The following is a 25375-nucleotide window of genomic DNA, read 5'->3' as shown; positions in this document are numbered from 1 at the left end:
CAAGTCCTCGAATCAGCGGAGCAGATCAGTCTGTGACCGGAAGGGTCGCAATGGTCGCACAGCGAACGTGCGCCAACCAGCTACTCAGTACGTGGGCAGCCCCATGCGCCGACGGGCCTTGTGCGCGGCGCTGTCGCGCATGGCCCAGCGCACCATGGAGGCGGTGCGTTGCACGCCGCTGTGCACCAGCGGCCGCTGCCAGGCGGGCAGTTCCAGGCCCAGCAGCCTCTGCGCCCAGTCGGGCAGCAGGGCGATCCCGCCCTGCATCATCAGGTGGCCGATCGGTTTGGCCAGGGCGCTGGGGGCCGGGGCGTTGCGCAGCAGGCGGACCACCTCGCGGGTGCGCTCGTCGCACATCAGTTGCGGGCGCATCCGCTCCAGGTAGGCGGCGATGGCCTGGCGCGAGCGCGGCACGTCGCGAGCGCCCAGGCGTTCGGCCACCAGGGCGATCTCGTCGTAGTAGCGGTCCTGGTCGGCCGGGGAGAGGGTCGGGTCGAGGTAGGCCAGGTAGCCCTGGAGGAAGCAACTGACTTCCGCTACGTGCACCCAGGTCAGCAGGTCGGGGTCGCTGGCGGCGTAGGAACGGCCGTCCGGGGCGGTGCCTGTCACCTGCAGGTGGATGGCCTTCACCTTCTCGATCAGCCGCTCGGCGTCTTCGCGGCCAGCGTAGGAGGTACCGGAGATGAACAGGCTGGTGCGGCGCAGGCGGCCGAGCATGTCCTCGCGGAAGTTGGAGTGGTCCCATACGCCGGCCAGCGCCAGGGGGTGCAGCATCTGCAGCAGCAGGGCGCTGATGCCGCCGGTCATCATCGAGGTGAAGTCGCCGTGTACCCGCCAGACCACGGAGTCGGGGCCGAACAGGCCGGGGTCGCCCCTGGGGTTCTCCAGGTCGAGCAGGCCGAGGGAGGCGCCGGTGAGGCTGTGGATCTGGCGTTCGATGCGGGTGCGTATGAGGTTCATGGCGGGCAACGCTACAGCGTACTCGCGCTCCGCTACAAGCAGCGGCATGTTGCCGGAATGAAAGCGCCCGGCCGCCTTGCGACGGCCGGGCGCGGGTGGCGTGGGGTCAGCGGTTGAGGCGGGCGTCGATCAGGTTCTGCACCACTGAAGGATCGGCCAGGGTCGAGGTATCGCCCAGGTTCTCCAGCTCGTTGCAGGCGATCTTGCGCAGGATGCGCCGCATGATCTTGCCGGAGCGGGTCTTCGGCAGGCCGGGAGCCCACTGGATCAGCTCGGGCTTGGCGAAGCTGCCGATCTCCTTGCTGACCAGGGCGAGCAGTTCCTTCTTCAGCTCGTCGCTGGGCTCCAGCCCCTTCATCGGGGTGACGAAGGCGTAGATGCCCTGGCCCTTGAGGTCGTGGGGGTAGCCCACTACGGCGGCCTCGGCCACGGCGTCGTGCAGCACCAGGGCGCTTTCCACTTCGGCGGTGCCGATGCGGTGGCCGGAGACGTTGATCACGTCGTCGATGCGGCCGGTGATCCAGTAGTAGCCGTCCTCGTCACGGCGAGCGCTGTCGCCGGTGAAGTAGTAACCGGGGTAGGCGGAGAAGTAGGTCTCGATCATCCGTTTGTGGTCGCCGTAGACGGTGCGGATCTGGCTCGGCCAACTGGCCTTGATGGCCAGGACGCCGGAGCCGGGGCCTTCGATCTCGTGGCCCTTCTCATCCAGCAGCGCCGGCTGCACGCCGAAGAACGGCCGGGTGGCGGAGCCGGGCTTGAGGGCGGTGGCGCCTGGCAGCGGTGTGATGAGGATGCTGCCGGTCTCGGTCTGCCACCAGGTGTCGACGATGGGGCAACGGCGTTCGCCGACCACGTTGTAGTACCACTCCCAGGCTTCCGGGTTGATCGGCTCGCCGACGCTGCCGAGCAGGCGCAGGCTGCTGCGGTCGGTGCGGCGCACCGGCTCCTCGCCTTCCCGCATGAGGGCGCGCAGGGCGGTGGGGGCGGTGTAGAAGATGTTGACCTTGTGCTTGTCGATCACCTGCCAGAAGCGCGAGGCATCCGGGTAGCTGGGCACGCCCTCGAACACCAGGGTGGTGGCGCCGTTGGCCAGCGGGCCGTAGACGATGTAGCTGTGGCCGGTGACCCAGCCGACGTCGGCGGTGCACCAGTAGATGTCACCCTCGTGGTAGTCGAACACGTACTTGTGGGTCATCGCCGCGCCCAGCAGGTAGCCGCCGGTGGTGTGCAGCACGCCCTTGGGCTTACCGGTGGAGCCGGAGGTGTAGAGGATGAACAGCGGGTCTTCGGCGTCCATCCATTCCGGTTCGCAGGCCTCGGCGGCGCCTTGCAGGGCCTCGTGGTACCAGAGGTCGCGGCCTTCCACCCAGCCCACCTCGCCCTGGGTGCGTCGCACCACGACCACGGTGGACACGTCCGGGCACTCCTTCAGCGCCTTGTCGACGTTCTGCTTCAGCGGCACGTACTTGCCGCCGCGCACGCCTTCGTCGGCGGTGATCACGGCACGGCAGTCGGCATCGAGGATGCGGTCGCGCAGGGAGTCCGGGGAGAAGCCGCCGAACACCACCGAGTGCACGGCACCGATGCGCGCGCAGGCCAGCATGGCGTAGGCGGCCTCGGGCACCATCGGCATGTAGATGCACACCCGGTCACCCTTCTTCACGCCGCGGGCCTTGAGCACGTTGGCCAGGCGGCAGACGTTGCTGTGCAGCTTGCGGTAGGTGATGTGGGCGGATTCGGTGGGGTTGTCGCCTTCCCAGATGATCGCGATCTGCTCGGCGCGGGTGTCCAGGTGGCGGTCGATGCAGTTGTAGGCGACGTTCAGCTTGCCGCCCTTGAACCAGCGCGCTTCGCCCTTGGCGAGGTCGCTGTGGTGCAGCTCGTCCCAGGGTTTGAACCAGTGGAGGAAGCGGGTGGCCTGCTCGCTCCAGAAGGTCTGGGGCTCATCCACGGATTGGCGATAGAGGCGCTGGTAGGTGTCGTTGTCGATATGGGCGCGTTGGCGCACGTCTTCAGGCACGGGGTGAAGGCTGATCTCGTACATGGCGAATTCCTTGTTGTTGTTTGCCGAGATGGCGACAAGGTTGCCTGCAACGCCGGGCCGCCTTCAAGGGGCGCGAAGGGGCTTGTAGGGATATTCCAGTTGGGCTGCAGTGGCGCTGCGATAGCGTGCGCGGATGTCGCCCAGCAGGATCCCGGGCCGGTTCGGAAAGGCTGGTGCTGCAGTTGCGGCTGGAAACGGGGGAGGGGCGTTGAGGCGGGCGGCGCTGGAAACCGGGTTCGGCAGTGAGTACAACCTGCGCCGCGCCTTCGTCCAGGCTCTGGGGGGGTACGCCCAGCGAGTACCGCGGGCGCTTCTGTCGCTGACACCCCGCCGCGCCGGGCGGCGGGGTGCTTCGATCAACCGCGGTGACGGCCGCGGAAGAAGTCGATCAGGCCCTGGGTGGAGCCGTCCTCGGCGGGGGCTTCTTCGCTGCCCACCAGGCGCGAGTAGACCGCCTTGCCCAGCTCCTTGCCCAGCTCCACGCCCCACTGGTCGAAGGCGTTGATGCCCCACAGCACGCTCTGCACGTACACCTTGTGCTCGTACATGGCGATCAGCGCGCCCAGGCGACGGGGGCTGATGCGCTCCATCACCAGGGTGTTGCTGGGGCGGTTGCCGGGGATGACCTTGTGTGGTGCCAGGCGCTGCACTTCGGCTTCGTCCAGGCCCTTGGCGCGCAGCTCGTTCTCGGCCTCCTCGCGGGATTTGCCGAGCATCATCGCCTGGCTCTGGGACAGGCAGTTGGCGAACAGCCACTGGTGGTGGTCGGCCACCGGGTTGTAGCTGGACACCGGGACGATGAAGTCCGCCGGGATCAGGTGGGTGCCCTGGTGCAGCAACTGGTGGTAGGCGTGCTGGCCGTTACAGCCGACGCCGCCCCAGATCACCGGGCCGGTGCCGGCGGTCACCGGGGTGCCGTCCTGGCGCACGCTCTTGCCGTTGGACTCCATGTCCAACTGCTGCAGGTGGTCGGTGAAGTTGCGCAGGTAGTAGTCGTAGGGCAGGACCGCATGGCTGCGGGCGCCCCAGAAGTCGCTGTACCAGACGCCGAGCAGGCCGAGGATGACCGGGATGTTGCGTTCGAAGGGGGCGGTCTGGAAGTGCTGGTCCATGCTGTAGGCGCCGGACAGCAGTTCCTTGAAGTTGGAGATGCCGATGGACATGGCGATCGGCAGGCCGATGGCCGACCACAGCGAGTAGCGCCCGCCGACCCAGTCCCACATCGGGAAGATGTTCTCTTCGCGAATGCCGAAGGCCAGCGCGGCCTCCTTGTTGCTGGAGACGGCGATGAAGTGGCGGTACAGCTCCTGCTCGCTGCCGCCCTGGGCCAGGTACCAGGCGCGGGCGGCCTGGGCGTTCTTCAGGGTCTCGAGGGTGCCGAAGGATTTGCTGGAGACGATGAACAGGGTGGTTTCGGCGTTGAGCTTGCAGGCCAGCTCGCGGAATTCGCTGCCGTCGACGTTGGCCAGGTAGTGGCAGCGCACGCCCTTCTGGGCGAACGGCAGCAGCGCTTCGGACACCAACTGCGGGCCGAGGAAGGAGCCACCGATGCCGATGTTCACCACGTCGGTGATGGGCTTCTCGGTGTAGCCGCGCCACAGGCCGTTGTGCACGTAGCCGACCAGTTCGGTCATCTGGTGCAGCACGCGGTGCACCTCGGGCATCACGTCCTTGCCGTCCACCTGGACCTTGTCGCCAATGGGGCGGCGCAGGGCAGTGTGCAACACCGGGCGACGCTCGGAGGCGTTGATCATCTCGCCGCGGAACATGGCCTGGATGGCTTCACCCAGCTGCGCCTCTTCGGCCAGCTTCACCAGCAGGGCAAGGGTGTCGGGACGCACCAGGTTCTTCGAGTAGTCCAGCAGCAGGCCGCAGGCGCTGAGGCTGAAGCGCTTGAAGCGCTCGGCGTCATCCTGGAATGCCTGGCGCATGCTGAACCCGGCGAGTTGCTCGCGGTGCGCGCGCAGGGCACTCCAACTGTCCAGGCGGGTGACGTCGAGCGGTGTCAGGTGGTGGTTCATGAGGTGCCTTTCAAACAGTGATCGAGGGTATGAACACTAAAAAGCCCGGAGTGTTCCGGGCTTGGAGTCTAGCGTGCGGGCGTCAGGCCACCTGGACGGGGATCGCGTTGCTGGTGTGGCTGAGTTCGTTGCCCGGGGCCATGTACAGCATGCGCGGCTTGAAGTTGGCCAGCTCGGCTTCGCTGTAGTGGGCGTAGGCGCAGATGATGACGCGGTCGCCCACCTTAGCCTTGTGCGCGGCGGCGCCGTTGACCGAGATCATCCGCGAGCCGTTCTCGCCACGTATGGCGTAGGTGGTGAAGCGCTCGCCGTTGTCGACGTTGTAGATCTGGATCTGTTCGTACTCGCGTATGCCGGCGAGGTCGAGCCACTCGCCGTCGATGGCGCAGGAGCCTTCGTAGTCGAGGACGGCGTGGGTGACTTCGGCGCGGTGCAGCTTGGCCTTGAGCATGATGGCGTGCATGGCGATTTCCTTCTTGTGTCCGGTGGGTCCTCTAGCGGGACCCTGCACGGGTCAGGCGTTGTCGTCGAGGTTGAAGGCGAGGTTGTCGATCAGTCGGGTGTTACCGAGGTAGGCCGCGGCGAGGAGCACCAGGTGACGGTCGCCGGGCTGGGCGGTGCGCAGGGTATGGGATTCGCGCAGTTCCAGGTAGTCGGTGCGCAGGCCGGCGTTGGCGAGTGCGTTACGGCCGCCTTCCAGTAGTGCGCTGTGGTCGCTGCGACCGGCTCGGACGTCCTCTGCCAACTGGCGCAGGGTGGCGTAGAGGGTCGGGGCGATGGCGCGCTGGGCGGCATTCAGGTAGCCGTTGCGGGAGGACAGCGCGAGGCCGTCTTCGGCACGGACGGTGGGCTCGCCGATGATCTGGATGGGCATGTTCAGGTCGCGTACCAGCTTGCGGATCACCGCCAGTTGCTGGAAGTCCTTCTCGCCGAACACGGCGAGGTCCGGCTGGACCATGTTGAACAGCTTGCTGACCACGGTGGCGACGCCTTCGAAGTGGCCCGGGCGGCTGGCGCCACACAGGCCTTCGGAAACGAGAGGAACGTTGACGCGGGTCTGGCCGTCCATGCCGTCGGGGTACATCTCTTCCACGTCGGGGTGGAACAGCAGGTGGCAACCGGCGGCCACCAGCTTCTCCTGGTCGGCGGCGAGGGTGCGTGGGTATTTGGCGAGGTCTTCGCTGGGGCCGAACTGCAGCGGGTTGACGAAGATGCTGGCGATCACGAAGTCGGTGCGCTGGCTGGCCTTCTCCACCAGGGCGACGTGGCCCGAGTGCAGGTTGCCCATGGTGGGGACGAAGCCGATGCGCTTGCCTTCGCTGCGGGCACGGGTGACGGCCGCGCGCAGTTCACGGACGCTCTTGACGGTGATCATGCGGCGAATCCGTGCTCGGCGGCGGGGAAGGTGACGTCCTTGACGGCGCGGACGTAGGCGGCGAGGGCGCCCTGGATGCTGGTCTGGCCTTCCATGAAGTTCTTCACGAACTTGGGCGTGCGGCCGGTGAGGGACAGGCCGAGCATGTCGTGCAGGACCAGCACCTGGCCGTCGGTGGCGCTGCCGGCGCCGATGCCGATGACCGGGATCTTCACCGACTGGGTGATTTCAGCGGCCAGTTCGCTGGGCACGCATTCCAGCAGCAGCATGGCGGCGCCGGCCTGTTCCAGGGCCATGGCGTCGGCACGTAGCTGGCGCGCCTGGGCTTCCTGGCGGCCCTGGACCTTGTAGCCACCGAGGATGTTCACCGCCTGGGGGGTGAGGCCGAGGTGGGCACAGACCGGGATGCCGCGTTCGGCCAGCAGGCGGATGGGCTCGGCGAGCCAGGCGGCGCCTTCGAGCTTGACCATGTGCGCACCGGCCTGCATCAGCGCGGCGCAGTTGGCGAAGGTCTGCTCCAGGGTGGCGTAGGCCATGAACGGCAGGTCGGTGATGATCAGCGAGCCCTGGTTGCCCCGCTTCACGGCGGCGGTGTGGTAGGCCATGTCGGCGACGCTGACGGGCAGGGTGCTGTCATGGCCCTGCAGGACCATGCCGAGGGAATCGCCCACCAGCAGGACGTCGGCGCCCGCCTGGCTGGCGGCCTGGGCGAAGGTCGCGTCGTAGGCCGTGAGCATGGCGATTTTCTCGCCTTTCTGCTTCAGCTCTTGAAGGGTGGTCAGGGTCACATCAGGCATGAAAACGTCCTCATCGGTACCGATTCTGTACCGGTACGGGGCAACGGGACGCTTATAGTCCCGATGGGGGGGCATGGTGTCAATTGCAGGTGTTACCGAGCTGTTACGGCGTTACCGTCAGCGCGGAAAGGGCCTCGATACGCTCCAGTCCGGCGTTGGGGCAGGCATCCAGCAGGGCCTGGAGCGGCCGACCGTCGGGCAGCTTGAGGTCGGGTGCGATTTCGGCCAGGGGATAGAGCACGAAGGCGCGGGCGTGCATGTGGTAGTGGGGGACCTGCAGGCGCGGCTCGTCGATCTGCCGCTGGCCGAACAGCAGGATGTCCAGGTCGAGGGTGCGCGGGCCCCAACGCTCGTCCTTGCGCACACGTCCCTGGGACAACTCGATGGCCTGCAGGGCGTCGAGCAGGTCGAGAGGCGCGAGGTCGGTGTCCAGCGCGGCGACTGCGTTGCTGTAGCGGGGCTGGTCAGGCGGGCCCAGGGGATCACTGGAGTACAGGGACGATACGGCACTCAACTGGGTGTCAGGCAGTACGGCCAGGGCCGCCAGGGCATTGCGCAGCTGGCTGGCTGGGTCCGACAGGTTGCTGCCCAGCCCGATGTAGACGCGCTCCATCTTATTCGCCAGCCGGGGCGCTGCCTTCGCTGCGGGGGCCGCGCTTGCGACGACCGCCGCCACGGCGACGCTTGCGCGGTGCGGCACCGCCTTCGTCGCGGCTGCTGAGGTCGCGGATCATGGCGCGGCGTTCGCTGTCGCTGGCGTCCTGGTAGTCGGTCCACCAGTCGCCCAGGCCGCCGGTTTCCTCGCCTGCGCTTTCACGCAGCAGGAGGAAGTCGTAGCCGGCGCGGAAGCGGGGGTTCTCCAGCAGCAGGTCGGCACGCTTGCCGCTGCGGCGGGGCAGGCGTTCCTGCATGTCCCAGATTTCGCGGATCGGGATGGTGAAACGCTTGGGAATGGCGGTGCGCTGGCACTGTTCGAGGATCAGGCCGTGGGCGGCTTCCTGAATCGCCGGGATCGGCGGCATGCCCTTTTCCTGCAGCAGGGCGGCACGGACGGGCAAGGCCGGCCAGAGCAGGGCGGCGAAGAGGAAGGCCGGGGTGACCGGCTTGCCGAGGCGGATGCGCTCGTCGGTGTTGGCCAGGGCCTGGCGGATCAGGGCGCCAGCGTACTCGGGGTCGCGCTCCAGGGAGGCGGCAGCCGCCGGGAACAGGGGGGCGAAGAGGTCGTACTCCAGCAGCAGTTCGAAGGTGCGCTCGGCCTTGCCGCCGAGGAACAGCTTGAGGATTTCGTCGAACAGGCGTGCGGAGGGGATGTCCCGCAGCATGGGGGCCAGGCGGCGGATCGGCGCGGCGCTGTGCTTCTCGATCTCGAAGCCCAGCTTGGCGGCGAAGCGCACGGCTCGCAGCATACGCACCGGGTCTTCCAGGTAGCGCTGCTCGGGGTCGCCGATCAGACGGATCAGGCGGTTGCGGATGTCGTGTACGCCGTGGGCGTAGTCGAGCACGCGCTCGGTGACCGGGTCGTAATACAGGGCATTGATGGTGAAGTCGCGGCGTTGCGCGTCTTCTTCCTGGTTGCCGTAGACGTTGTCACGCAGGATGCGGCCGCTTTCGTTGCGCGAGGACTGGTTGCTGTCTTCGTCATCACCCTGGGGGTGGTTGGCGCGGAAGGTCGCGGTCTCGATGATTTCCCGCCCGAAATGCACATGGACCAGCTTGAAGCGGCGGCCGATCACCCGGGCATTGCGGAACTCGGCACGCACCTGCTCGGGGGTTGCGTTGGTGGCGACGTCGAAGTCTTTGGGGTCCAGGCCCAGCATGAGGTCACGGACGCAGCCGCCGACCAGGTAGGCCTGGTAGCCCGCCTTCTGCAGGCGTTCCACGACGTTCACCGCGTTACGGCTGATGTCCGCGCGGTCCAGCGCGTGCTGGCGGTTGCTCAGGACTTCAGGTGTGCTGCGGGGATGCTGGGTGCGGCGCAGGGGAGAGCGAAAGGACTGGATCAGCTTCTTCAGCATGGGAGGCACTGTGTGTGGGATGGGCGGCCGGAATGAATGAGAGACCGCACGATGGGCGCGGATTCTAGCACTGGGCGGGGGGATGGTGAAGGAAGCGGCGGGAGTGTGTCAAAGCTACTGGGGGAGCCGAAGCTCCCCCCCAAACTGGTGCGTGCTTTGTTTTTATTATTGAGCCGGGCTTGCTGTTCTTGTTGTTTGACCCGTACCAGCAGATTCGTGATCTCTGGATATGCCCTCGAGTCGAGGGTCAAGAGCAAACGGATTGCTTTGGATGCTGATGGTGCCGTGATCATTCGATCCAACCAGTTCGGGTGCTGCCTGAGTAAGCAGTTTTATTGTTTTCGGCCTGGTCGTGGGGCGAGCCCCAATGGCAACTCCTCTCCAAAAGAATCAGTTAGCTGCGCCTCCGCGGTTTTGTTCTTGTTGTGCTGGAGTCGGTGCGTATTGTTCTTGTTGTGGGGTTACTACGGTTTTTATTGTTGTTGTGCCAGAGATAAAGCAGTTGCCGTGCCAACTTTATGGAATTCTTTTAAATCAATGACTTATGTAAAACAGGGCATGGCGATGAGGTACAAAAAAGCCGGGTTTCCGTTACCGACTCACCCGGCTTTTGTTACGAGAGGTTTTTGCGGTAACAGCCTGGGGAACTCCTAACCGTTCCCACGGTCACGCGCAACCTCGGGCTGTCAGGAGGTGGCAGCCCCCGATTTGCGCCGCGGGATGCCCAGACGCTGACGGCGCTCCCACAGGCATTTGCGGCTGATGCCCAGCTTGCGGGCCAGCTCGGTCTCGGTCATGTGGTCCTGGTGCTCGAGGACGAAATGCTGGAAGTAGTCCTCCAGGGACAGGTCTTCCGTGGGTTCATGGGGGCTGGCGGCTGTGGCTTGGGTGGGGCCGTCGAGGAAGTCGTCGTCCTCCAGGTCGGCCAGCTCGATGTCGATGCCCAGCAGGTCCGCCGAGATATCCGGGCTCTCGCAGAGGATCACCGCACGCTCGATGGCGTTCTCCAGTTCCCGCACGTTACCGGGCCAGGAGTAGTGGCGGATGGCTTGTTCCGCGTCATGGGCGAAGCGCAATTCGTCGCGCCCCATTCGAGTGCACTGGCGCGCCAGGAAGGCGCGGGCGATCTCGATCACGTCGTTACCGCGTTCGCGCAGCGCGGGCAGTCTCAGGGAGATGACGTGAAGGCGGTAATAGAGGTCTTCGCGGAACTGGCCGGTCTTGGCCAGCGTCTTGAGGTCGCGGTGGGTGGCGGCAATCAGGCGCACATCCACCTTCTGCGACTGGACCGAGCCGACACGGCGGATCTCGCCTTCCTGCAACACCCGTAGCAGGCGCGCCTGGGCTTCCAGGGGCAGCTCGCCGATTTCGTCGAGGAACAGTGTGCCGCCGTCGGCTGCTTCCACGAGGCCGGCTCGGCCGGCGGTGGCGCCGGTGAAGGCGCCCTTCTCGTGACCGAAGAGTTCGGACTCGATCAGGGTTTCGGGAATGGCCGCACAGTTCACCGAGATCATCGGTGCCTTGGCGCGCCGGGAGAGGTTGTGCAGGGCACGGGCCACCAGTTCCTTGCCGGTCCCGGATTCGCCCTGGATGAGCACCGTGGAGTCGGTGGGGGAGACCTTGCGGATCTTGCTGTAGAGCTCCTGCATGGCGGAGCAGGAGCCGATGATGCCGATCTCACCGTCGGCCTGGGGAGGGCTGCTCTTCTCCTGGGCGCGGGTGGGCGCGCGTTCGGTGGGGGCTGCCTTGTTCTCCTGGCGGTCCTTGATGATGCGTGCGACGGCCTGGAGCATCTCGTCGTGGTCGAAGGGCTTGGCGATGTAGTCCACCGCGCCCATCTTCATCGAGTCCACCGCCGAGCGCAGGCTGGCGTAGCTGGTCATGATCAGCACCGGGGTGCCCTGGGCCAGCTTGATCAGCTCGGTACCGGGCGCGCCGGGCAGGCGCAGGTCGCTGACGATGAGGTCGAAACCGGGGATGCTGTAGCGCTCCTGGGCCTCCTGGACAGACCCGGCTTCACTGACCTGGTACTGGTTGCGCTCGAGCAGGCGGCGCAAGGCGGAACGGATGATGGTTTCGTCTTCGACGATCAGGATATGTGACATTCGGTTCAGCTCTCTCGACAGTCTCAGATGGCAGCGCTGGGCGCTTCGGCGAAGCGTGGCAGTGTCACCCTGAAACGGGTGCCGCGCTGCTGCTCGGGGTCGGCCGGGCTTTCTATGGTGATGTGGCCATAATGCTCTTCCACGATCGAATAGACCAGCGCAAGCCCCAGCCCAGTGCCCTTGCCAGGGTCTTTGGTGGTGAAGAAGGGCTCGAACAGGCGGTCCATGATCGCCTTGGGAATCCCGCTGCCTTCGTCCTCCACGATCAGCTCCACGGCGTGGTCGGAGATGGCGCTGCGCACGCGGATCGCACCGCCTTCGGGCGAGGCGTCGCGGGCGTTGGACAACAGGTTGATCAGCACCTGGGCCAGGCGCTGGGGGTCGCCCTCGGCGATGTGGTGCGGATCGCAGAGGTTGAAGAACTGCACATCGATGCTGCGCCTGTTCAATGACAGCAGGCCGATGGCTTCCTGGGCGACGTCCGCCAGGCACACCGGCTCCGTGGCCTGCTGGCGGGCGCCGGCGTGGGCGAAGCTCATGAGTGACTGCACGATGCGGGACACCCGTTTGGTCTGCTCGAGAATCTGTCCGCTGATCTCGGTCAGTTCGGGGTCGCCCTCGCGCTCTTCCCGCAGGTTCTGCGCCAGGCAGGCGATGCCGGTGATGGGGTTGCCGATTTCGTGGGCGACGCCGGCAGCCAGGCGACCGATGGATGCCAAGCGTTCGGAGTGCACCAGCTTGTCTTCCAGCAGCAGGGTGTCGGTCACGTCTTCCACCAGTACCACCAGGCCGCTGTTACCAGGTGCCAGCGGCTCGTCGATGGCGGCCTTGTGCAGGTTCAACGAGCGCACCTGACCCTCCAGCGGCAGGCGCTGCTTGTGCAGGTGTTCGTCGGGTTGGCCGATGAAGCTTTCCAGCAGGCCCCGCCAGGGATCACTGATGGCTGAAAGCCGCGAGCCGACCACACGCTGGGCGGGAATCTCGGTCAGTTCCTCCATGGCCCGGTTCCACATGAGGATTTCCTGGTCCTTGGCCAACGAGCACACTCCCATCGGCAACTCCTGCAGAGTGCGGCGGTGGTAGCGGCGCAAGGCGTCCAGCTCGGCGGCCAGGCCGGTGAGTCGGGAGTGGTAGTCCTCCAGGCGACTCTCGATGAAGTGGATGTCCTCGGTGACGTAGCCCTCGCTGCCGGACTTGTACGGCAGGAAGGTCTCCACGATGTCCTGGGCCACGCTCGGTCCCATCAGCCCGGAAAGGTTGGCCTCGATACGGTCGCGCAGGCGGCGAAGAGCGTAGGGGCGGCGTTCGTCGAACGGCAGGTGCAGGTCACGCAGGGCCTGTTCCACCTCCTTCTGCGCCGTCTTTGCGCCCAGGGGCTTGGCCAGTTGTTCGGAGAACTCCTGGGGCGAGGTCGCCACCAGTTCGCGGCGTTGCGGCCGGCGCACGTTGTCCACAGCGCAGGCCTCGGCTGCCCCGCGTTCCTCGGGGCTGGCCTCGGTGAACAGCGAGACCAGGGTGAACACCAACACGTTGGCGGCCAGTGAGGCGATGGCCGCGATGTGCCAACTGTTGTCGTCGAGTACGTAGATGGCGTTGAACAGCGGAACGTAGATGCCCTGCAGGTTGCCCAGCAGGGGCAGCAGCATGGAGAACAACCACACACCGATGCCGGCCATCAAGCCGGCGATGAAGCCCCGCCGGTTGGCAGTCGGCCAGTACAGCACCGAGAGCGCGCCGGGGAGGAATTGCAGGGTGGCGACGAAGGCGACGATGCCCAGGTTCGACAGGTCCTGCTCGGCGCCCAGCAATAGATAGAAACCGTAGCCGGCCATGATGATGGCGAAGATCAGCGCCCGGCGTGTCCACTTCAGCCAGCGGTAGATGTTGCCTTCCGACGGTGGTTGGTAGAGCGGCAGCACCAGGTGGTTCAGCGCCATGCCGGAGAGTGCCAGGGTCAGCACAATGATCAGGCCGCTGGCCGCCGACAGGCCGCCGACATAGGCGAGCAGTGCCAGGGCATCGCTGTTCACGGCGATGCCGAGGCCCAGGGTGAAATATTCCGGGTTGGTGGTGGCGCCGAGCTTGAGGCCGGCCCAGAGGATCAGTGGTACCGCCAGGCTCATCAGCAGCAGGAACAAGGGCAGGCCCCAGCTGGCACTGACCATGGCGCGGGGGTTGAGGTTCTCGGTGAAAGTCATGTGGTACATGTGCGGCATGACGATGGCTGAGGCGAAGAACACCAGCAGCAGCGTGCGCCACGGGCCTTCCTGCAGCGGCGTGTGCAGCGTCGAGAGTGCCGCCTGGTTCTGCAGCAGCCACAGCTCCAGCTCATGGGGGCCGCCGAACACGCCATAGAGCGCATAGAGTCCGATGCCGCCGAGGGCGGTCAGCTTCACCAGCGACTCGAAGGCAATGGCGAACACCAGGCCCTCGTGCTTCTCCCGCGTGGCGATGTGACGTGCGCCGAAGAGGATGGTGAACAGCGTGATCAGCGCGCAGAAGCCCAGGGCGACCCTGTCGTGCACCGGCTCGCGGGTAAGGATGCCGATGGAGTCGGCCACTGCCTGGATCTGCAGGGCCAGCAGGGGCAGGACGCCGATCAGCATGAACAGGGTGGTCAGCGCTCCGGCCCAGGTGCTGCGGAAGCGGAAGGCGAACAGGTCGGCCAGGGACGAGAGCTGGTAGGTACGAGTGATCCGCAGGATCGGGTAGAGCAGCACCGGCGCCAGCAGGAAGGCCCCGGAGATGCCCAGGTAGCTGGCCAGGAAGCCGTAGCCGTACTGGTAGGCCAGCCCCACTGTGCCGTAGAAGGCCCAGGCGCTGGCGTACACGCCGAGAGAGAGGGTGTAGGTGAGCGGGTGGCGGACGATGCGGCGCGGAACGAAACCGCGATCACTCAACCAGGCGACCCCGAACAGGGCGAAGAGGTAGGCCGCGCTGATGAGGATCAGCTGGCTCAGGCTAAAACTCGTCAGCATCGCGTTGACTCTGCAGGATGAAGGTCACCACGATCAGGATCAGCCAGAGCAGATAGGGGCGATACCAGGCCCCGTTGGGGTCGATCCACCAGTCCATGATGGCCGGGGAAAACAGGTAGATCCCCACCACCAGGAGCAGTACCAGTCGGTAGATATACATGCCGCATCTCACATCGAGGGTGCGGCGATGGTAGCGAATGCCCCGTGTCGGTGCGAGTGCGCTCAGCGCAGCTGGGCTTCGGCCAGGGTGCGGGTACGTGGGATGCGCGTGGCGTCCCAGTGGGCGATGCCCCAGTCCAGGGCTTCGCGGGGCGTGCCGTCGGCGAGGCCTTCCGGTGGCTGCTGGCCGAGGGCGCGCAGGGCGCGGGCCAGCAGCGGTGTGGCACGGTCGGCCGGCAGGGGAGGCGAGCGGTAGGACTTGCCGAGCTTGTGGCCGTCCGGCTGGATGATCAGCGGCACGTGCAGGTAGCGGGGCTGCGACAGGCCCAGCAGTTCCTGCAGGTACAGCTGGCGCGGCGTGGAGTCCAGCAGGTCGGCGCCGCGCACCACGTCCGTGATGCCTTGCCAGGCATCGTCCAGCACCACGGCTAACTGGTAGGCATAGAGCCCGTCGCGACGGCGGATGACGAAGTCCCCCACCTCGCGCCCCAGGTGCTGTTGATACAGGCCCTGCACCCGGTCGGTGAAGCGGTAGACAAGCTCAGGCACGCGCAGACGGATGGCAGCGTCGGCCTGGGGGTGGCAGGCATTGCGGCAGAAACCGGGGTAGATGCCGTGATGGCCTTCGAGCTGCTTGCGCGAGCAGGTGCAGGCGTAGGCCAGCCCCTGGGCGAAGAGCCGGTCGATCACCTGGGCGTAGGCGTCATGACGGTCACTCTGGCGCACCAGCTCGCCGTCCCATTCGAAGCCGTAGGCCTCCAGCGTGGAGAGGATCGCCGCCTGGGCACCTGGTGTCTCGCGAGGCGGGTCCAGGTCTTCCATGCGCAGCAGCCAGCGACCGCCAACGGCACGGGCATCGAGGTAGGAGGCGAGGGCGGCAACCAGGGAGCCGAAGTGCAGGTAGCCGCTAGGGGTGGGCGCGAAGCGGCCGACGTAGGAAGACGGAGGCATGCGGGCGTGAGCCTGTTGAAACGAAACGGGGCGCCGTAGCGCCCCGTTCTGGGATCAGGAACCGAGTTGCTTTTCCTTGATTTCCGCCAGGGTCTTGCAGTCGATGCAGAGAGTGGCGGTGGGGCGTGCTTCGAGGCGGCGGATGCCGATCTCGACGCCGCAGGAATCGCACCAGCCGTACTCGTTGTCTTCGATCAGCTGGAGGGTTTCGTCGATCTTCTTGATCAGCTTGCGCTCGCGGTCACGGGCACGCAGTTCCAGGCTGAATTCTTCTTCCTGGCTGGCGCGGTCGGCCGGATCAGGGAAGTTGGCCGCCTCGTCCTGCATGTGGTGGACGGTGCGGTCGACCTCTTCCATCAACTCGACTTTCCACCTGTTGAGGATGTTGGTGAAGTGAGCGCGCATGCGGTCGCTCATGTACTCCTCACCCTTGGTTTCCTGATAGGGCTCGAAACCACGGATCAGTTGGCTGCTCGGTTGCTTTGCTTTGGTGGGCATGAATGGCCGCCTCTCACTTTCTCTAATCCATTTCGCAGGAAGCTGGTCCGTCGCCGACACTGCCGGCCCTGCGGCTGCAAGCGGGCGAACTTACCAGAACGATTCAGGCCACGCCACTCCCAGTTATCGCGGTTGCTGCGGGCGTCCCGAAGCATTGGTTAGAATCCGCGCTTTGTGTCGATGAGGGAAGGCCGATGGCCCAGTCATACAGTGCACGCAGCCGTGCCATAGAACCCTTCCACGTCATGGCGTTGCTGGCCCGCGCCAATGAGTTGCAGGCCGAAGGGCACGACGTGATCCACCTGGAGATCGGCGAGCCGGACTTCACCACCGCCGCCCCCATCGTCGAGGCCGGGCAGGCCGCGCTGGCTGCCGGTCATACCCGTTACACCGCCGCCCGTGGCCTGCCGGAGCTGCGCCGTGCCATTGCCGGCTTCTACGGCCAGCGCTACGGGCTGGATATCGACCCCGAGCGCATCCTCATCACCCCCGGCGGCTCGGGCGCGCTGTTGCTGGCGTCGAGCCTGCTGGTCGACCCGGGCCGGCACTGGCTGCTGGCCGATCCCGGCTACCCCTGCAACCGGCACTTCCTGCGCCTGGTGGAAGGCGCGGCCCAACTGGTGCCGGTGGGCCCCGAGACCCGTTACCAACTGACCCCGCATCTGGTGGAGCGCCATTGGGATGCCCAGAGCGTCGGTGCGCTGGTGGCCTCACCGGCCAACCCCACGGGCACCTTGCTGCATCGGGACGAGCTTGCGGCATTATCCGACAGTCTCCGGGGATTGGGCGGACACCTCGTGGTGGATGAGATCTACCATGGCCTTACCTATGGCGTGGACGCCGCCAGCGTACTGGAGGTGGATGACAATGCCTTTGTGCTCAACAGCTTCTCCAAGTACTTCGGCATGACCGGCTGGCGCCTGGGCTGGCTGGTCGCTCCGCGGGAAGCGGTGCCGGAACTGGAAAAGCTGGCGCAGAACCTCTACATCAGTGCGCCCTCGATGGCCCAGCACGCCGCGCTGGCCTGCTTCCGCGAGGACACCCTGACGATCCTGGAGGCGCGTCGCGCCGAGTTCGCCCGCCGTCGCGACTATCTGCTGCCCGCCCTGCGCGAGCTGGGTTTCGGCATCGCCGTCGAGCCGGAGGGTGCCTTCTATTTATATGCAGACGTTTCAGCCTTCACCCAGGACGCCTATGCGTTCTGCCAGCACTTCATCGAGACCGAGCACGTCGCCTTCACCCCGGGCCTGGATTTCGGCCGGCATCTGGCTGGCCAGCACGTGCGCTTCGCCTATACCCAGAGCCTGTCGCGCCTGGAGGAGGCTGTCGCACGCATCGCCCGTGGTCTGCAGAGCTGGGCGGCGCGAGCGTGAGGTTCGATCCGCCGCTTGAAGAGGGCCGGCTGCTGCGGCGCTACAAGCGCTTCCTGGCCGACATCGAGACTGCTCAGGGGGAGCAACTGACGATCCACTGCCCGAACACCGGTTCGATGCTCAACTGCATGAGCGAAGGCTGTCGGGTGTGGTTCAGCCGCTCCAGCGATCCCCGGCGCAAGTTGCCGGGCACCTGGGAGTTGGTGGAGACGCCCCAGGGCCGCCTGGCCTGCATCAACACTGCACGGGCCAATCCGCTGGTGGAGGAAGCCCTGCTGGCGGGGCGGATTCCCGAACTGGCGGGGTTCACCGCACTTAAGCGGGAAGTCGCTTATGGCATGGAGAACAGCCGAGCCGACTTCCGCCTCGATTACCCCTCGGCCGCGCTCTACGTCGAGGTGAAGAGTGTCACCCTCGGGTTCGAGGGGACGCCCGTTGCGGCCTTCCCTGATGCGGTCACTACCCGTGGGGCCAAGCACCTGCGGGAGCTGGCGCACCTGGCGCGAGAGGGGACCCGTGCCGTGCAGTTGTACTGCGTGAACCTCTCCGGAATCGACGCGGTGCGGCCGGCACGGGAAATCGACCCGTACTACGCCCAGGCTCTGGCCGATGCACAAGAGGCCGGGGTCGAGGTGCTGGCCTACGGTGCAGAGCTGAGCCTCGAGGGCATGGTGTTGACCCGTCGCCTCAACCTGCAGCTGTAGGTGCACCATCCAGCCAGATGCCCTGACCGTCTTCCCGGCAGGGCAGGGCGCGCAACGCCTGGCCCACGCAGGGGCCGGTGACGCATTCGCCGGTCTCGATCAGGAACAGCGCACCGTGGGTGGCGCACTGGATCAGGCTGCCGCTGTCGTCGAGGAAACGGTCCGGTTGCCATTCCAGGGGAATGCCACGGTGCGGGCAGCGATTCTCATAGGCATGGACCCGCCCCTTCCGGCGCACCAGCAGCAGCTTCAGGTCATCGATCAGAAAGCCCCGGCTCTGGCCTTCGGCCAACTCGTCGGGGCGGCATAGCAGAATCATCGGCGTCTCCACGGCAGGCGGGCATTATCCCGCGCTGCCGTGGATTGCCAAGAGGGGGCGCGTCCTTGCGCTGAAAGGGGTCAGATCTCCCAGATCAGGTTGACCGCGGCGTGGCGCCCAGGCTGGGTGTAGCGCTGCAGGCTGGGACTGTTCTCGCTCAGTCCGCGTACATCGCTCCACTGCCAGTAGTCCTTGTCGGTGATGTTGAACAGCCCGGCGTTGACCGAGAACGCCTCGGTGACCTGCCACCAGCCATTCAGGTCCAGCAGGCCGTAGCCCGAGGGCTGGTACTGGCCGGCGGTCTGGGTGCGGTCGATGCGCTCCTTGGCTGCTACCAGGGTCCAGCTCAGGTCGCCGCCGAACTTGCCATTGGGCTGCGCATACCCCATGCCGAAGACGCCCTTGAGCGGGTCGACGCTGTTGAGCGGCTGGCCGGTGCCCTCGTCCTTGCCGCGTGCGTAGGCCACGGAGCTCATGGCGCGCCAGCCGGCCGGCATGCCGAATTTGTCGAGGAAGAGCTCGCCCTTGGCCTCGAAGCCACGGATGGTCACCCGGTCGCGGTTGACGTACTGGAATTCGCCGAGGGGAAAGCCCGGCACGCTGGAGGGGCGGGATACCTGCTCGATGAAGTCGTCGTAGCGGTTGTAGAACAGCGCGGCGCCGAAGCTGCCGATCTCGTACTTGCCGCGCAGGCCCAGCTCGAAGCTGTCGCTGGTCTCGGCCTTGAGGTTGGTGTTGGCCAGGGTGCGGTACATGCCCGGATTGACGAACTCGCCGAATATCTCGATCGCCTGCGGAGCACGGAAGCCGGCGGCGTACTGACCGTACACGCTGTGCTGATCGTCGACCTGGTAGGTCACGCCGAACTTGGGCGATACGGCCGAGTCGGTGAAGTCGCTCGGGTTGGCGTCGGTCGCCTGGCTGTTGAGGTAGCGCGTGGTGGCGTGGGGCTTCATGGCGTAGTAGTCGTAACGCAGGCCCGGCAGCAGGGTCCAGCGGCCGATCTCGATGCTGTCCTGGATGAAGGCCGCGTACTCGTTGGTGGTCGGGTCCGGGAAGTCGCTGGTTGGCAGCACCGGCGTGTTGACCCCGGTGGCGATGACGGTCTCGCCGCCTGTTCGCAGGTCGGTGTTCTTCAGGCGCTTGAGGTCGGTGCCGTAGACCAGGGTGTGTTGGCTGCCGGCGATGCTGAAGGACTTGTCCAGCTTGCTGTTGAGCACCCAGAGCTTCTCCTCGTAGTGGGAGTCGCGGGTGCGGAAGCGGGGCGAGCCGCTGACGACACGGTTCTCGTAGGTGCGCTGGCGGGTCTGGCTGTCCTGGTAGCTGAGCTGGTTCTGCAGGTTGTCCGCCAGCGGGCTGTCCAGCTGCAGGGTGTGCAGCAGCGAATAGCGCTCACGGTCGACGCTGTCGCGCGCGTCCTGGGTACGGATGGTGGCGGTGTTGCTGTAGTTGCTCAAAACCTTGGTGTCGGTGTCGTCCTGGTAGCGCTCGTAGGTCAGCTGCAGGCGCTGGCCTTCGGCGTAGTCCCAGCCGAGCTTGGTCAGCAGGTTGTCGGTGGTGTAGTCGACCGGGTTGGCTTCCTCGCGCGTCGCGCCGATGCCGCCGATATCACCCTGGGTGTCCAGTGCCTGGCCGGTGCGACGGCCAATGTGCAGCAGGGCATCGACGTTACCTTGGCGGGCGGCGAGGGTGGTGCTGCGCAGCCAGCTGTCGTCGGAGCCGTCGTAGCCGGTCTTCAGGCGGGCGTAGGTGTCATCGCCTTCGTCCAGGTAGTCGGCCGCGTCCTTGGTAATGAAGCTCACCGCGCCGCCGATGGCGTCGCTGCCGTACAGCGAGCTGGCCGGCCCCCGGATGATCTCCACCTGCTTGAGGGTGTCCGGGTCCACGTAGTCGCGCTGTGCGCTGAGGAAGCCGCCGAAGGAAAAGGCGTCCGGCATGCTCACGCCGTCCACCTGCGTTAGCACGCGGTTGCCGCCGATGCCCCGGATGGTGAAGCCGGACAGGCCGAAGCGGCTGCCCGTCCCGCCAACCGATACACCCGGCTCGTAACGCACCAGGTCCCGAATATTTTTTACGTTCTTCTGGTCGATCTCTCGTTCAGTCATTACCGACACCGTGCTCGGCACCTGGTCGAGCGTCTGCTCGCTGCGGGTGGCGGTCACCGTGACGGTGTCGAACTGGGTCGCGGTCTTTTCCGCAGCCAGAGCGAGGGAGGGCGACAGGAGCAGCAGGGCCAGCCAGGAGCGGCGGGCGAAGGGGGGACGAGGCGACATGGGCGGACTCCCGGGTTCAAGGCGCGTCCAGGGGCCGGCCGGGCACTTCTGGTGTGGCAGGAAGCCACGGGCGTCATGCCGCGGGTGCCTTTCCCGATGACCGTCCTGGTCATCGCTTTCGCCGGCCTCTCTGGTGATCGCAGGTTGGCATCGGTGGCGAACATAATGAGGTTGACAGTCAAATGCAAACAATTATCAAATCGATTCGTATTTGTGAATTCGGGCTTGAACATGCCGCGTATTCCACTCTGCCTCGCGCTGTCGCTTATCGCGCACGGGGGGCTTGCATGGCTCCTGCACGATCTGCGGGCGGAGCCGGCTATCGCCCGGGGAGAGGCCCGGGCGGACGTGGTGCACCTGGTCAGCCTGGTCGAACCGGCGCCTGCCGTGGCTGAGCCCGTGGCGCGCCCGGTACCGGCTCCCCGCAAGGTGGAACCACAGAACCACCCGGTCGCGGAAGCCAAGCCCGTTGCCGTAAAGCCGCGCCTGGTCAGTCCTGAAGTGCCCGCGCGCAAGGTCGTGCGCAGTGAGCCGCAGCCGCACCCACAGTCCCGCTCCAGCAGCGAGCCGAGCGTGGCGCAAGTGGCACCTTCGACGCCCAGCGCGGCCCCGCAGTCGGCACCTGCCCGGCAGGCCGCCAAGTCGCCGAAGGCCGAGGTGGTCATCGACCAGCCTTCCTTCCTTGTACCGCCCAAACCCCCGATCTACCCGGCCCAGGCGCGCCGTCGCAACCAGCAGGGCGTGGTCCTGGTGGAGGTGCGCCTGGACGAGCGCGGTGGGCTGCGGGACCTGAAATTGCTGCGCTCGTCAGGCATCGAGAGCCTCGACGAAGCGGCCATGAACGCGGTCGCCAGCTGGCGCTTCCGTCCTGAGGTCCAGGACGGCGAGCCGGTGCCGAGCCGCGTGAGAATACCCATTGAATTCGCCCTTACGGCGAGCCGTTGATCCTGAAGGAGTGACACCATGACTGCCCTCAACCAAACCGCCACGGCGGGCCCCGCCCTGTACCAGGCCTGGCAGACGCTGCGTGGCGAGGAGCCGCGCCTGCGCGCCCGTGACGCCGCCGAGCGCCTCTCGGTCAGCGAGGGCGAGCTTACCGCCAGCCGCCTGGGCGTGGATGCCGTGCGCCTGCGCCCCGAGTGGGCGAGCCTGCTGCCCGCGCTGGGTGAGCTGGGCCACATCATGGCGCTGACCCGCAACGAGCATTGCGTGCATGAGCGCAAGGGCGTGTACCGCGAGGTGTCGGTGATGGCCAACGGGCAGATGGGGTTGGTGGTGTCCGCCGACATCGACCTGCGCCTGTTCCTTGGTGGCTGGTCCAGCGTGTTCGCCGTGGCCGAAGAAACCCCGCGCGGCACTCAGCGCAGCATCCAGATTTTCGACAGGCAGGGCGTGGCCGTGCACAAGGTGTTCCTCACCGAGCGCAGCGAAGTCGCCGCCTGGGCGCCGCTGGTCGAGCGCTTCCAGGCCGAGGAACAGAGCGCCGAGCTGGATCTGCAGCCGCTGCCTGCCGCCGAGCCGGTCAGGCCCGATGCCGAGATCGACGTCGCCGGCCTGCGTGAAGGCTGGTCAGCCCTCAAGGACACCCACCACTTCTTCGCCCTGCTGAAGAAGCATGGCGCGGCCCGCACCCAGGCCCTGCGCCTGGCCGGCAGCGAGTGGGCCGAGAAGCTGGACACCGTCGAACTGCCGCGCCTTCTGGAAGCGGCTGGCGAGAAGGAAATTCCGATCATGGTGTTCGTCGGCAACCGCCACTGCATCCAGATCCACAGCGGCCCGGTGCAGAACCTGAAATGGATGGACACCTGGTTCAACGTGCTCGACCCCGAGTTCAACCTGCACCTGAAGACCCCGGGCGTGACCGAGCTGTGGCGGGTACGCAAGCCCAGCAGCGACGGCGTGATCACTAGCTGGGAAGCCTTCGATGCCGAAGGCGAGCTGGTGCTGCAACTGTTCGGCGCGCGCAAGCCGGGCCAGCCCGAGCGCCCGGACTGGCGCGCCCTCGCCGAGTCGGTGCCGGCGCGCTGACCCGGCCCTCTTTCATGACGCCCCGGGTCCGGGGCCTGCACTGCTACACAAGGAGTCGATATGCCCGCCCCAAGACACCTCGCCGGCCTTTGTGTCGGCCTGCTTTTCTGTACCCTGGCGTCGGCCGAGGCCCTGCCCCAGCGCTGGGTGAGCGCGGGAGGGGCTGTCAGCGAATGGGTGGTGGCGCTGGGGGGCGAACCGCGTCTGGTCGGCGTCGACACCACCAGCCAGCACCCGGAGAGCCTCAAGCGCCTGCCCAGTGTCGGCTACCAGCGGCAGCTGGCGGCGGAAGGGCTGTTGTCCCTGCGCCCCGAGCTGCTGGTGGGCTCCGAGGAAATGGGACCGCCGCCGGTGCTGGCGCAGGTGAAGGCAGCCGGGGTGCAGGTGGAGCAGCTGTCCTCGCAGCCGGACCTGGCGGCTCTGGCCCACACCCTCGAACGCCTGGGCGCGTTGCTCGGCGACCCTGCACGGGCTGAGCAGGCCCAGCTCGACTATGTGGCGCGGCTGGACAGCCTGGCGGCCCATGTCCGCGAGGCCCAGGGCAAGCAGGCTGCGCCACGCGTGCTGCTGCTGGTGGGGCATGCCGGCAGCAACCCGCTGGCGGCCGGCAAGGGTACCTCGGGCGCCTGGATGATCGAACGCGCCGGTGGCCTCAACGTGGCCGATCATTCCGGCTACAAGGCCCTGTCCAACGAGGCCCTGGCGGCCCTCGACCCGGAGGTGGTCGTCGTGGCCGACCGGGCGCTGGTGGGCGAAGCCGCGCGGGAGGCGCTGCTGCGCCAGAACCCCACCCTGGCGCTCACCCGGGCCGGGCGTTCGGGCCGCTTCCTGGTGCTGGACCCGACCTTGCTGGTGGGCGGACTGGGCCCCCGGCTGCCGGATGCGCTGGCGGCGTTGTCCGCCGGCTTTTATCCTCAGGCCCCCGCCCCGGATGCTGAGCACCGAGCCACCCCATGAAGCCCGTGTTGTCGCCACGCCTGCTGTTCATCGGCCTGTCCCTGTTGCTGCTGCTGGCGCTGTGGCTGTCCCTCGCCCTGGGGCCGGTGAGCCTGCCGCTGGATGCGACCCTGCGGGCGCTGCTGCGCCTGGTGGGTGTGCCGCTGGATGGTTACGGGCTGGAGCAGGCCGAACTGATCCTGGCGCAGATCCGCCTGCCGCGAACCCTGCTGGGACTGGCGGTGGGGGCCGTCCTGGCGGTGTCCGGGGTGGCGATGCAGGGGCTGTTCCGCAACCCCCTGGCCGACCCCGGCCTGGTGGGCGTTTCCAGTGGCGCGGGGCTGGGCGCGGCCGTGGCCATTGTTGGCGGCGCGGCGCTGGGCGGGCTGCCGGAGTCTCTGGCGCCGTACCTGCTGTCCATCAGTGCGTTCGCCGGCGGTTTCCTGATCACCGCGCTGGTCTATCGCCTCGGTCGGCGCGACGGGCAGACCAGCGTGGTCACCATGCTGCTGGCCGGCATCGCCCTCAACGCTCTGGCCTTCGCCACCATCGGCCTGTTCACCTACCTGGCCGACGACGCCACCCTGCGCACGCTCACGTTCTGGAACCTGGGCAGCCTGAACGGCGCCAGCTACGCACGCTTGTGGCCGCTGCTGGTGGTGGTGCTGGCGGTGATCGCCTGGCTGCCGCGCCGGGCCAGCGCGTTGAATGCGTTGCTGCTGGGCGAGTCGGAGGCGCGGCACCTGGGGTTCGATGTGGAGCGCCTCAAGGGCGAGCTGGTGTTCTGCACTGCGCTGGGCGTCGGTGCGGCCGTGGCCGCCTCGGGGCTGATCGGCTTCATCGGGCTGGTCGTGCCGCACCTTGTGCGCCTGCTGGCCGGGCCGGACCATCGTGTGCTGCTGCCGGCTTCTGCCCTGGCGGGGGCCAGCCTGATCCTGTTCTCTGACCTGGCCGCGCGACTGGTGCTGTCGCCGGCGGAGCTGCCCATCGGCATCGTCACTGCCCTGGTGGGGGCGCCGCTCTTCCTTTACCTGCTGCTGCGAGGGCGCGCGTGATGCTACGTGCCGAAGGGCTGTCGATCCGGCGAGGCCATACGGTGGTGCTGGAGGGGGTGGAGCTGGCCGTCCGGCCGGGCGAGGTGCTGGGTGTGCTCGGCCCCAACGGGGCAGGCAAGAGCACCCTGCTTGGCGCGTTGTGCGGCGAACTGGCGCCGGCGAGCGGGCAAGTGCTGCTGGCGCGCCGCCCGCTGGCGGGCTGGAACGGCCCTGAGCGGGCTCGTCAGCTGGCGGTATTGCCGCAGAGTTCCAGCCTGGGCTTTGCCTTCTCCGTCGAGGACGTGGTGGCCATGGGGCGCCTGCCCCATGCCACCGGCCGCGCGCGGGATGCGGAAATCGTCGGTGAGACCCTGCGCGCGGTGGATGCCGCTCACCTGGCGGGGCGCAGCTACCTGGCCCTGTCCGGCGGTGAGCGCCAGCGTGTGCACCTGGCCCGGGTGCTGGCGCAGCTCTGGCCGGGCGGGGAGGGGCAGGTGCTGTTGCTGGACGAGCCGACTTCGGCGCTCGACCCCCTGCACCAGCACACCACCCTGCAGGCGGCCTGGGCATTCGCCCGGCGCGGCGTGGCAGTGCTGATGATCCTGCATGACCTCAACCTGGCGGCGCGCTACTGTGATCGCCTGTTGCTGCTGGCCGAAGGGCGTCCCCAGGCGTTGGGAACCCCGGAGGAGGTGCTTCGGGCCGACACGCTGGAGGCGGTGTTCGGGCTGGAGGTGCTGGTGCAGCGCCACCCGGAACGCGGCCATCCCCTGATCGTCGCGCGCTGAACGAACCCGAGGAATCC

At 66.9% G+C, this 25375-nt stretch carries 22 protein-coding genes; 7 read left to right on the top strand and 15 right to left on the bottom strand.

Going from position 1 to position 25375, the window contains the following annotated elements; translation table 11 throughout:
• Positions 1 to 84: 84 nt before the first annotated feature.
• The 13 genes from A7D27_RS22280 to dksA form a co-directional block, all read right to left on the bottom strand.
• On the bottom strand, positions 85 to 960 hold the full coding sequence (locus tag A7D27_RS22280; protein ID WP_069566119.1) for an oxygenase MpaB family protein: 876 nt from the start codon (positions 958 to 960) through the stop codon (positions 85 to 87).
• Between the two features lie 106 nt (positions 961 to 1066).
• A complete protein-coding gene (gene acs / locus A7D27_RS22275) occupies positions 1067 to 3004 on the bottom strand; it encodes an acetate--CoA ligase (protein ID WP_069566118.1) in 1938 nt (645 codons plus the stop codon).
• 356 nt (positions 3005 to 3360) lie between these two features.
• A complete protein-coding gene (gene pgi / locus A7D27_RS22270; RefSeq protein WP_069566117.1) occupies positions 3361 to 5025 on the bottom strand; it encodes a glucose-6-phosphate isomerase in 1665 nt (554 codons plus the stop codon).
• A gap of 82 nt (positions 5026 to 5107) precedes the next feature.
• Positions 5108 to 5488: an aspartate 1-decarboxylase gene (panD, locus tag A7D27_RS22265; protein ID WP_003457244.1), complete on the bottom strand. Its 381-nt coding sequence runs from the start codon at positions 5486 to 5488 to the stop codon at positions 5108 to 5110.
• Between the two features lie 51 nt (positions 5489 to 5539).
• Positions 5540 to 6400: a pantoate--beta-alanine ligase gene (gene panC / locus A7D27_RS22260; protein WP_069566116.1), complete on the bottom strand. Its 861-nt coding sequence runs from the start codon at positions 6398 to 6400 to the stop codon at positions 5540 to 5542.
• On the bottom strand, positions 6397 to 7197 hold the full coding sequence (gene panB / locus A7D27_RS22255; protein ID WP_044403339.1) for a 3-methyl-2-oxobutanoate hydroxymethyltransferase: 801 nt from the start codon (positions 7195 to 7197) through the stop codon (positions 6397 to 6399). Before panB ends, panC begins: the two co-directional genes overlap by 4 nt.
• A 103-nt stretch (positions 7198 to 7300) precedes the next feature.
• The gene (folK, locus tag A7D27_RS22250; protein ID WP_069566115.1) at positions 7301 to 7810 is read right to left on the bottom strand and encodes a 2-amino-4-hydroxy-6-hydroxymethyldihydropteridine diphosphokinase; all 510 of its coding nucleotides are present in this window, start codon (positions 7808 to 7810) and stop codon (positions 7301 to 7303) included.
• 1 nt (position 7811) lies between these two features.
• Positions 7812 to 9212: a polynucleotide adenylyltransferase PcnB gene (locus tag A7D27_RS22245; protein ID WP_069561615.1), complete on the bottom strand. Its 1401-nt coding sequence runs from the start codon at positions 9210 to 9212 to the stop codon at positions 7812 to 7814.
• A 686-nt stretch (positions 9213 to 9898) separates the two neighbouring features.
• On the bottom strand, positions 9899 to 11317 hold the full coding sequence (locus A7D27_RS22240) for a sigma-54 dependent transcriptional regulator (protein WP_069566114.1): 1419 nt from the start codon (positions 11315 to 11317) through the stop codon (positions 9899 to 9901).
• Between the two features lie 23 nt (positions 11318 to 11340).
• Positions 11341 to 14295 (bottom strand): sensor histidine kinase, encoded by a 2955-nt coding sequence (locus A7D27_RS22235; RefSeq protein ID WP_069561613.1) that lies wholly within the window; start codon positions 14293 to 14295, stop codon positions 11341 to 11343.
• Positions 14279 to 14455 (bottom strand): hypothetical protein, encoded by a 177-nt coding sequence (locus tag A7D27_RS28110; RefSeq protein ID WP_139131162.1) that lies wholly within the window; start codon positions 14453 to 14455, stop codon positions 14279 to 14281. Before A7D27_RS28110 ends, A7D27_RS22235 begins: the two co-directional genes overlap by 17 nt.
• Before the next feature lie 62 nt (positions 14456 to 14517).
• A complete protein-coding gene (gene gluQRS, locus A7D27_RS22230; protein ID WP_069561612.1) occupies positions 14518 to 15405 on the bottom strand; it encodes a tRNA glutamyl-Q(34) synthetase GluQRS in 888 nt (295 codons plus the stop codon).
• A gap of 54 nt (positions 15406 to 15459) precedes the next feature.
• Complete coding sequence (gene dksA / locus A7D27_RS22225; protein WP_069561611.1) at positions 15460 to 15903, bottom strand: RNA polymerase-binding protein DksA; 444 nt, start codon at positions 15901 to 15903, stop codon at positions 15460 to 15462.
• 194 nt (positions 15904 to 16097) lie between these two features.
• Here dksA and A7D27_RS22220 point away from each other — a divergent pair, with 194 nt between their 5' ends.
• Both A7D27_RS22220 and sfsA read left to right on the top strand, forming a co-directional pair.
• Positions 16098 to 17276: a pyridoxal phosphate-dependent aminotransferase gene (locus tag A7D27_RS22220; RefSeq protein WP_069566113.1), complete on the top strand. Its 1179-nt coding sequence runs from the start codon at positions 16098 to 16100 to the stop codon at positions 17274 to 17276.
• Positions 17273 to 17980, top strand: a complete 708-nt coding sequence (gene sfsA, locus A7D27_RS22215; protein ID WP_069561609.1) for a DNA/RNA nuclease SfsA — start codon at positions 17273 to 17275, stop codon at positions 17978 to 17980. The genes A7D27_RS22220 and sfsA overlap by 4 nt, the downstream gene beginning before the upstream one ends.
• On the opposite strand, the gene A7D27_RS22210 is transcribed toward sfsA, so the two are convergent.
• Together A7D27_RS22210 and A7D27_RS22205 are read right to left on the bottom strand one after the other, a co-directional pair.
• The gene (locus tag A7D27_RS22210; protein ID WP_069561608.1) at positions 17964 to 18299 is read right to left on the bottom strand and encodes a Rieske (2Fe-2S) protein; all 336 of its coding nucleotides are present in this window, start codon (positions 18297 to 18299) and stop codon (positions 17964 to 17966) included. The genes sfsA and A7D27_RS22210 overlap by 17 nt on opposite strands.
• A gap of 80 nt (positions 18300 to 18379) precedes the next feature.
• Positions 18380 to 20572, bottom strand: coding sequence for a TonB-dependent hemoglobin/transferrin/lactoferrin family receptor (locus A7D27_RS22205; protein ID WP_069561607.1), 2193 nt, complete (start codon positions 20570 to 20572; stop codon positions 18380 to 18382).
• Positions 20573 to 20668: 96 nt separating this feature from the next.
• Here A7D27_RS22205 and A7D27_RS22200 point away from each other — a divergent pair, with 96 nt between their 5' ends.
• Genes A7D27_RS22200 through A7D27_RS22180 form a run of 5 tightly spaced genes read left to right on the top strand, consistent with a single transcriptional unit; the run spans position 20669 to position 25358 of the window.
• Positions 20669 to 21517 carry an energy transducer TonB gene (locus A7D27_RS22200; protein WP_170832318.1) on the top strand — a complete coding sequence of 283 codons (849 nt, stop codon included), beginning with the start codon at positions 20669 to 20671 and terminating at the stop codon, positions 21515 to 21517.
• A gap of 18 nt (positions 21518 to 21535) precedes the next feature.
• Positions 21536 to 22600 (top strand): hemin-degrading factor, encoded by a 1065-nt coding sequence (locus A7D27_RS22195; RefSeq protein ID WP_069566112.1) that lies wholly within the window; start codon positions 21536 to 21538, stop codon positions 22598 to 22600.
• A 60-nt stretch (positions 22601 to 22660) separates the two neighbouring features.
• Positions 22661 to 23557 (top strand): hemin ABC transporter substrate-binding protein, encoded by an 897-nt coding sequence (locus A7D27_RS22190; RefSeq protein WP_069566111.1) that lies wholly within the window; start codon positions 22661 to 22663, stop codon positions 23555 to 23557.
• Between the two features lie 50 nt (positions 23558 to 23607).
• Positions 23608 to 24591 carry an iron ABC transporter permease gene (locus A7D27_RS22185; protein WP_170832319.1) on the top strand — a complete coding sequence of 328 codons (984 nt, stop codon included), beginning with the start codon at positions 23608 to 23610 and terminating at the stop codon, positions 24589 to 24591.
• Complete coding sequence (locus A7D27_RS22180) at positions 24591 to 25358, top strand: heme ABC transporter ATP-binding protein (RefSeq protein WP_069566109.1); 768 nt, start codon at positions 24591 to 24593, stop codon at positions 25356 to 25358. The genes A7D27_RS22185 and A7D27_RS22180 overlap by 1 nt, the downstream gene beginning before the upstream one ends.
• Positions 25359 to 25375: the final 17 nt, after the last annotated feature.

Origin of the sequence: Pseudomonas sp. 1D4, assembly GCF_001728925.1 — a bacterium.
Lineage (GTDB): Bacteria > Pseudomonadota > Gammaproteobacteria > Pseudomonadales > Pseudomonadaceae > Metapseudomonas > Metapseudomonas otitidis.
This window is presented reverse-complemented; position numbering and strand designations above follow the sequence as displayed.

Excerpts from the sequence above, each read along its gene's own strand:
- A7D27_RS22220 (WP_069566113.1), top strand. The coding sequence starts at position 16,098 with ATGGCCCAGTCATACAGTGCACGCAGCCGTGCCATAGAACCCTTCCAC.
- A7D27_RS22195 (WP_069566112.1), top strand. The coding sequence starts at position 21,536 with ATGACTGCCCTCAACCAAACCGCCACGGCGGGCCCCGCCCTGTACCAG.
- pgi (WP_069566117.1), bottom strand. The coding sequence starts at position 5,025 with ATGAACCACCACCTGACACCGCTCGACGTCACCCGCCTGGACAGTTGG.
- acs (WP_069566118.1), bottom strand. The coding sequence starts at position 3,004 with ATGTACGAGATCAGCCTTCACCCCGTGCCTGAAGACGTGCGCCAACGC.
- panB (WP_044403339.1), bottom strand. The coding sequence starts at position 7,197 with ATGCCTGATGTGACCCTGACCACCCTTCAAGAGCTGAAGCAGAAAGGC.
- A7D27_RS22240 (WP_069566114.1), bottom strand. The coding sequence starts at position 11,317 with ATGTCACATATCCTGATCGTCGAAGACGAAACCATCATCCGTTCCGCC.
- A7D27_RS22200 (WP_170832318.1), top strand. The coding sequence starts at position 20,669 with ATGACCGTCCTGGTCATCGCTTTCGCCGGCCTCTCTGGTGATCGCAGG.
- folK (WP_069566115.1), bottom strand. The coding sequence starts at position 7,810 with ATGGAGCGCGTCTACATCGGGCTGGGCAGCAACCTGTCGGACCCAGCC.
- A7D27_RS28110 (WP_139131162.1), bottom strand. The coding sequence starts at position 14,455 with ATGTATATCTACCGACTGGTACTGCTCCTGGTGGTGGGGATCTACCTG.
- A7D27_RS22280 (WP_069566119.1), bottom strand. The coding sequence starts at position 960 with ATGAACCTCATACGCACCCGCATCGAACGCCAGATCCACAGCCTCACC.
- A7D27_RS22180 (WP_069566109.1), top strand. The coding sequence starts at position 24,591 with ATGCTACGTGCCGAAGGGCTGTCGATCCGGCGAGGCCATACGGTGGTG.
- A7D27_RS22235 (WP_069561613.1), bottom strand. The coding sequence starts at position 14,295 with ATGCTGACGAGTTTTAGCCTGAGCCAGCTGATCCTCATCAGCGCGGCC.
- A7D27_RS22205 (WP_069561607.1), bottom strand. The coding sequence starts at position 20,572 with ATGTCGCCTCGTCCCCCCTTCGCCCGCCGCTCCTGGCTGGCCCTGCTG.
- panD (WP_003457244.1), bottom strand. The coding sequence starts at position 5,488 with ATGCACGCCATCATGCTCAAGGCCAAGCTGCACCGCGCCGAAGTCACC.
- dksA (WP_069561611.1), bottom strand. The coding sequence starts at position 15,903 with ATGCCCACCAAAGCAAAGCAACCGAGCAGCCAACTGATCCGTGGTTTC.
- gluQRS (WP_069561612.1), bottom strand. The coding sequence starts at position 15,405 with ATGCCTCCGTCTTCCTACGTCGGCCGCTTCGCGCCCACCCCTAGCGGC.
- panC (WP_069566116.1), bottom strand. The coding sequence starts at position 6,400 with ATGATCACCGTCAAGAGCGTCCGTGAACTGCGCGCGGCCGTCACCCGT.
- A7D27_RS22210 (WP_069561608.1), bottom strand. The coding sequence starts at position 18,299 with ATGATTCTGCTATGCCGCCCCGACGAGTTGGCCGAAGGCCAGAGCCGG.
- A7D27_RS22245 (WP_069561615.1), bottom strand. The coding sequence starts at position 9,212 with ATGCTGAAGAAGCTGATCCAGTCCTTTCGCTCTCCCCTGCGCCGCACC.
- A7D27_RS22190 (WP_069566111.1), top strand. The coding sequence starts at position 22,661 with ATGCCCGCCCCAAGACACCTCGCCGGCCTTTGTGTCGGCCTGCTTTTC.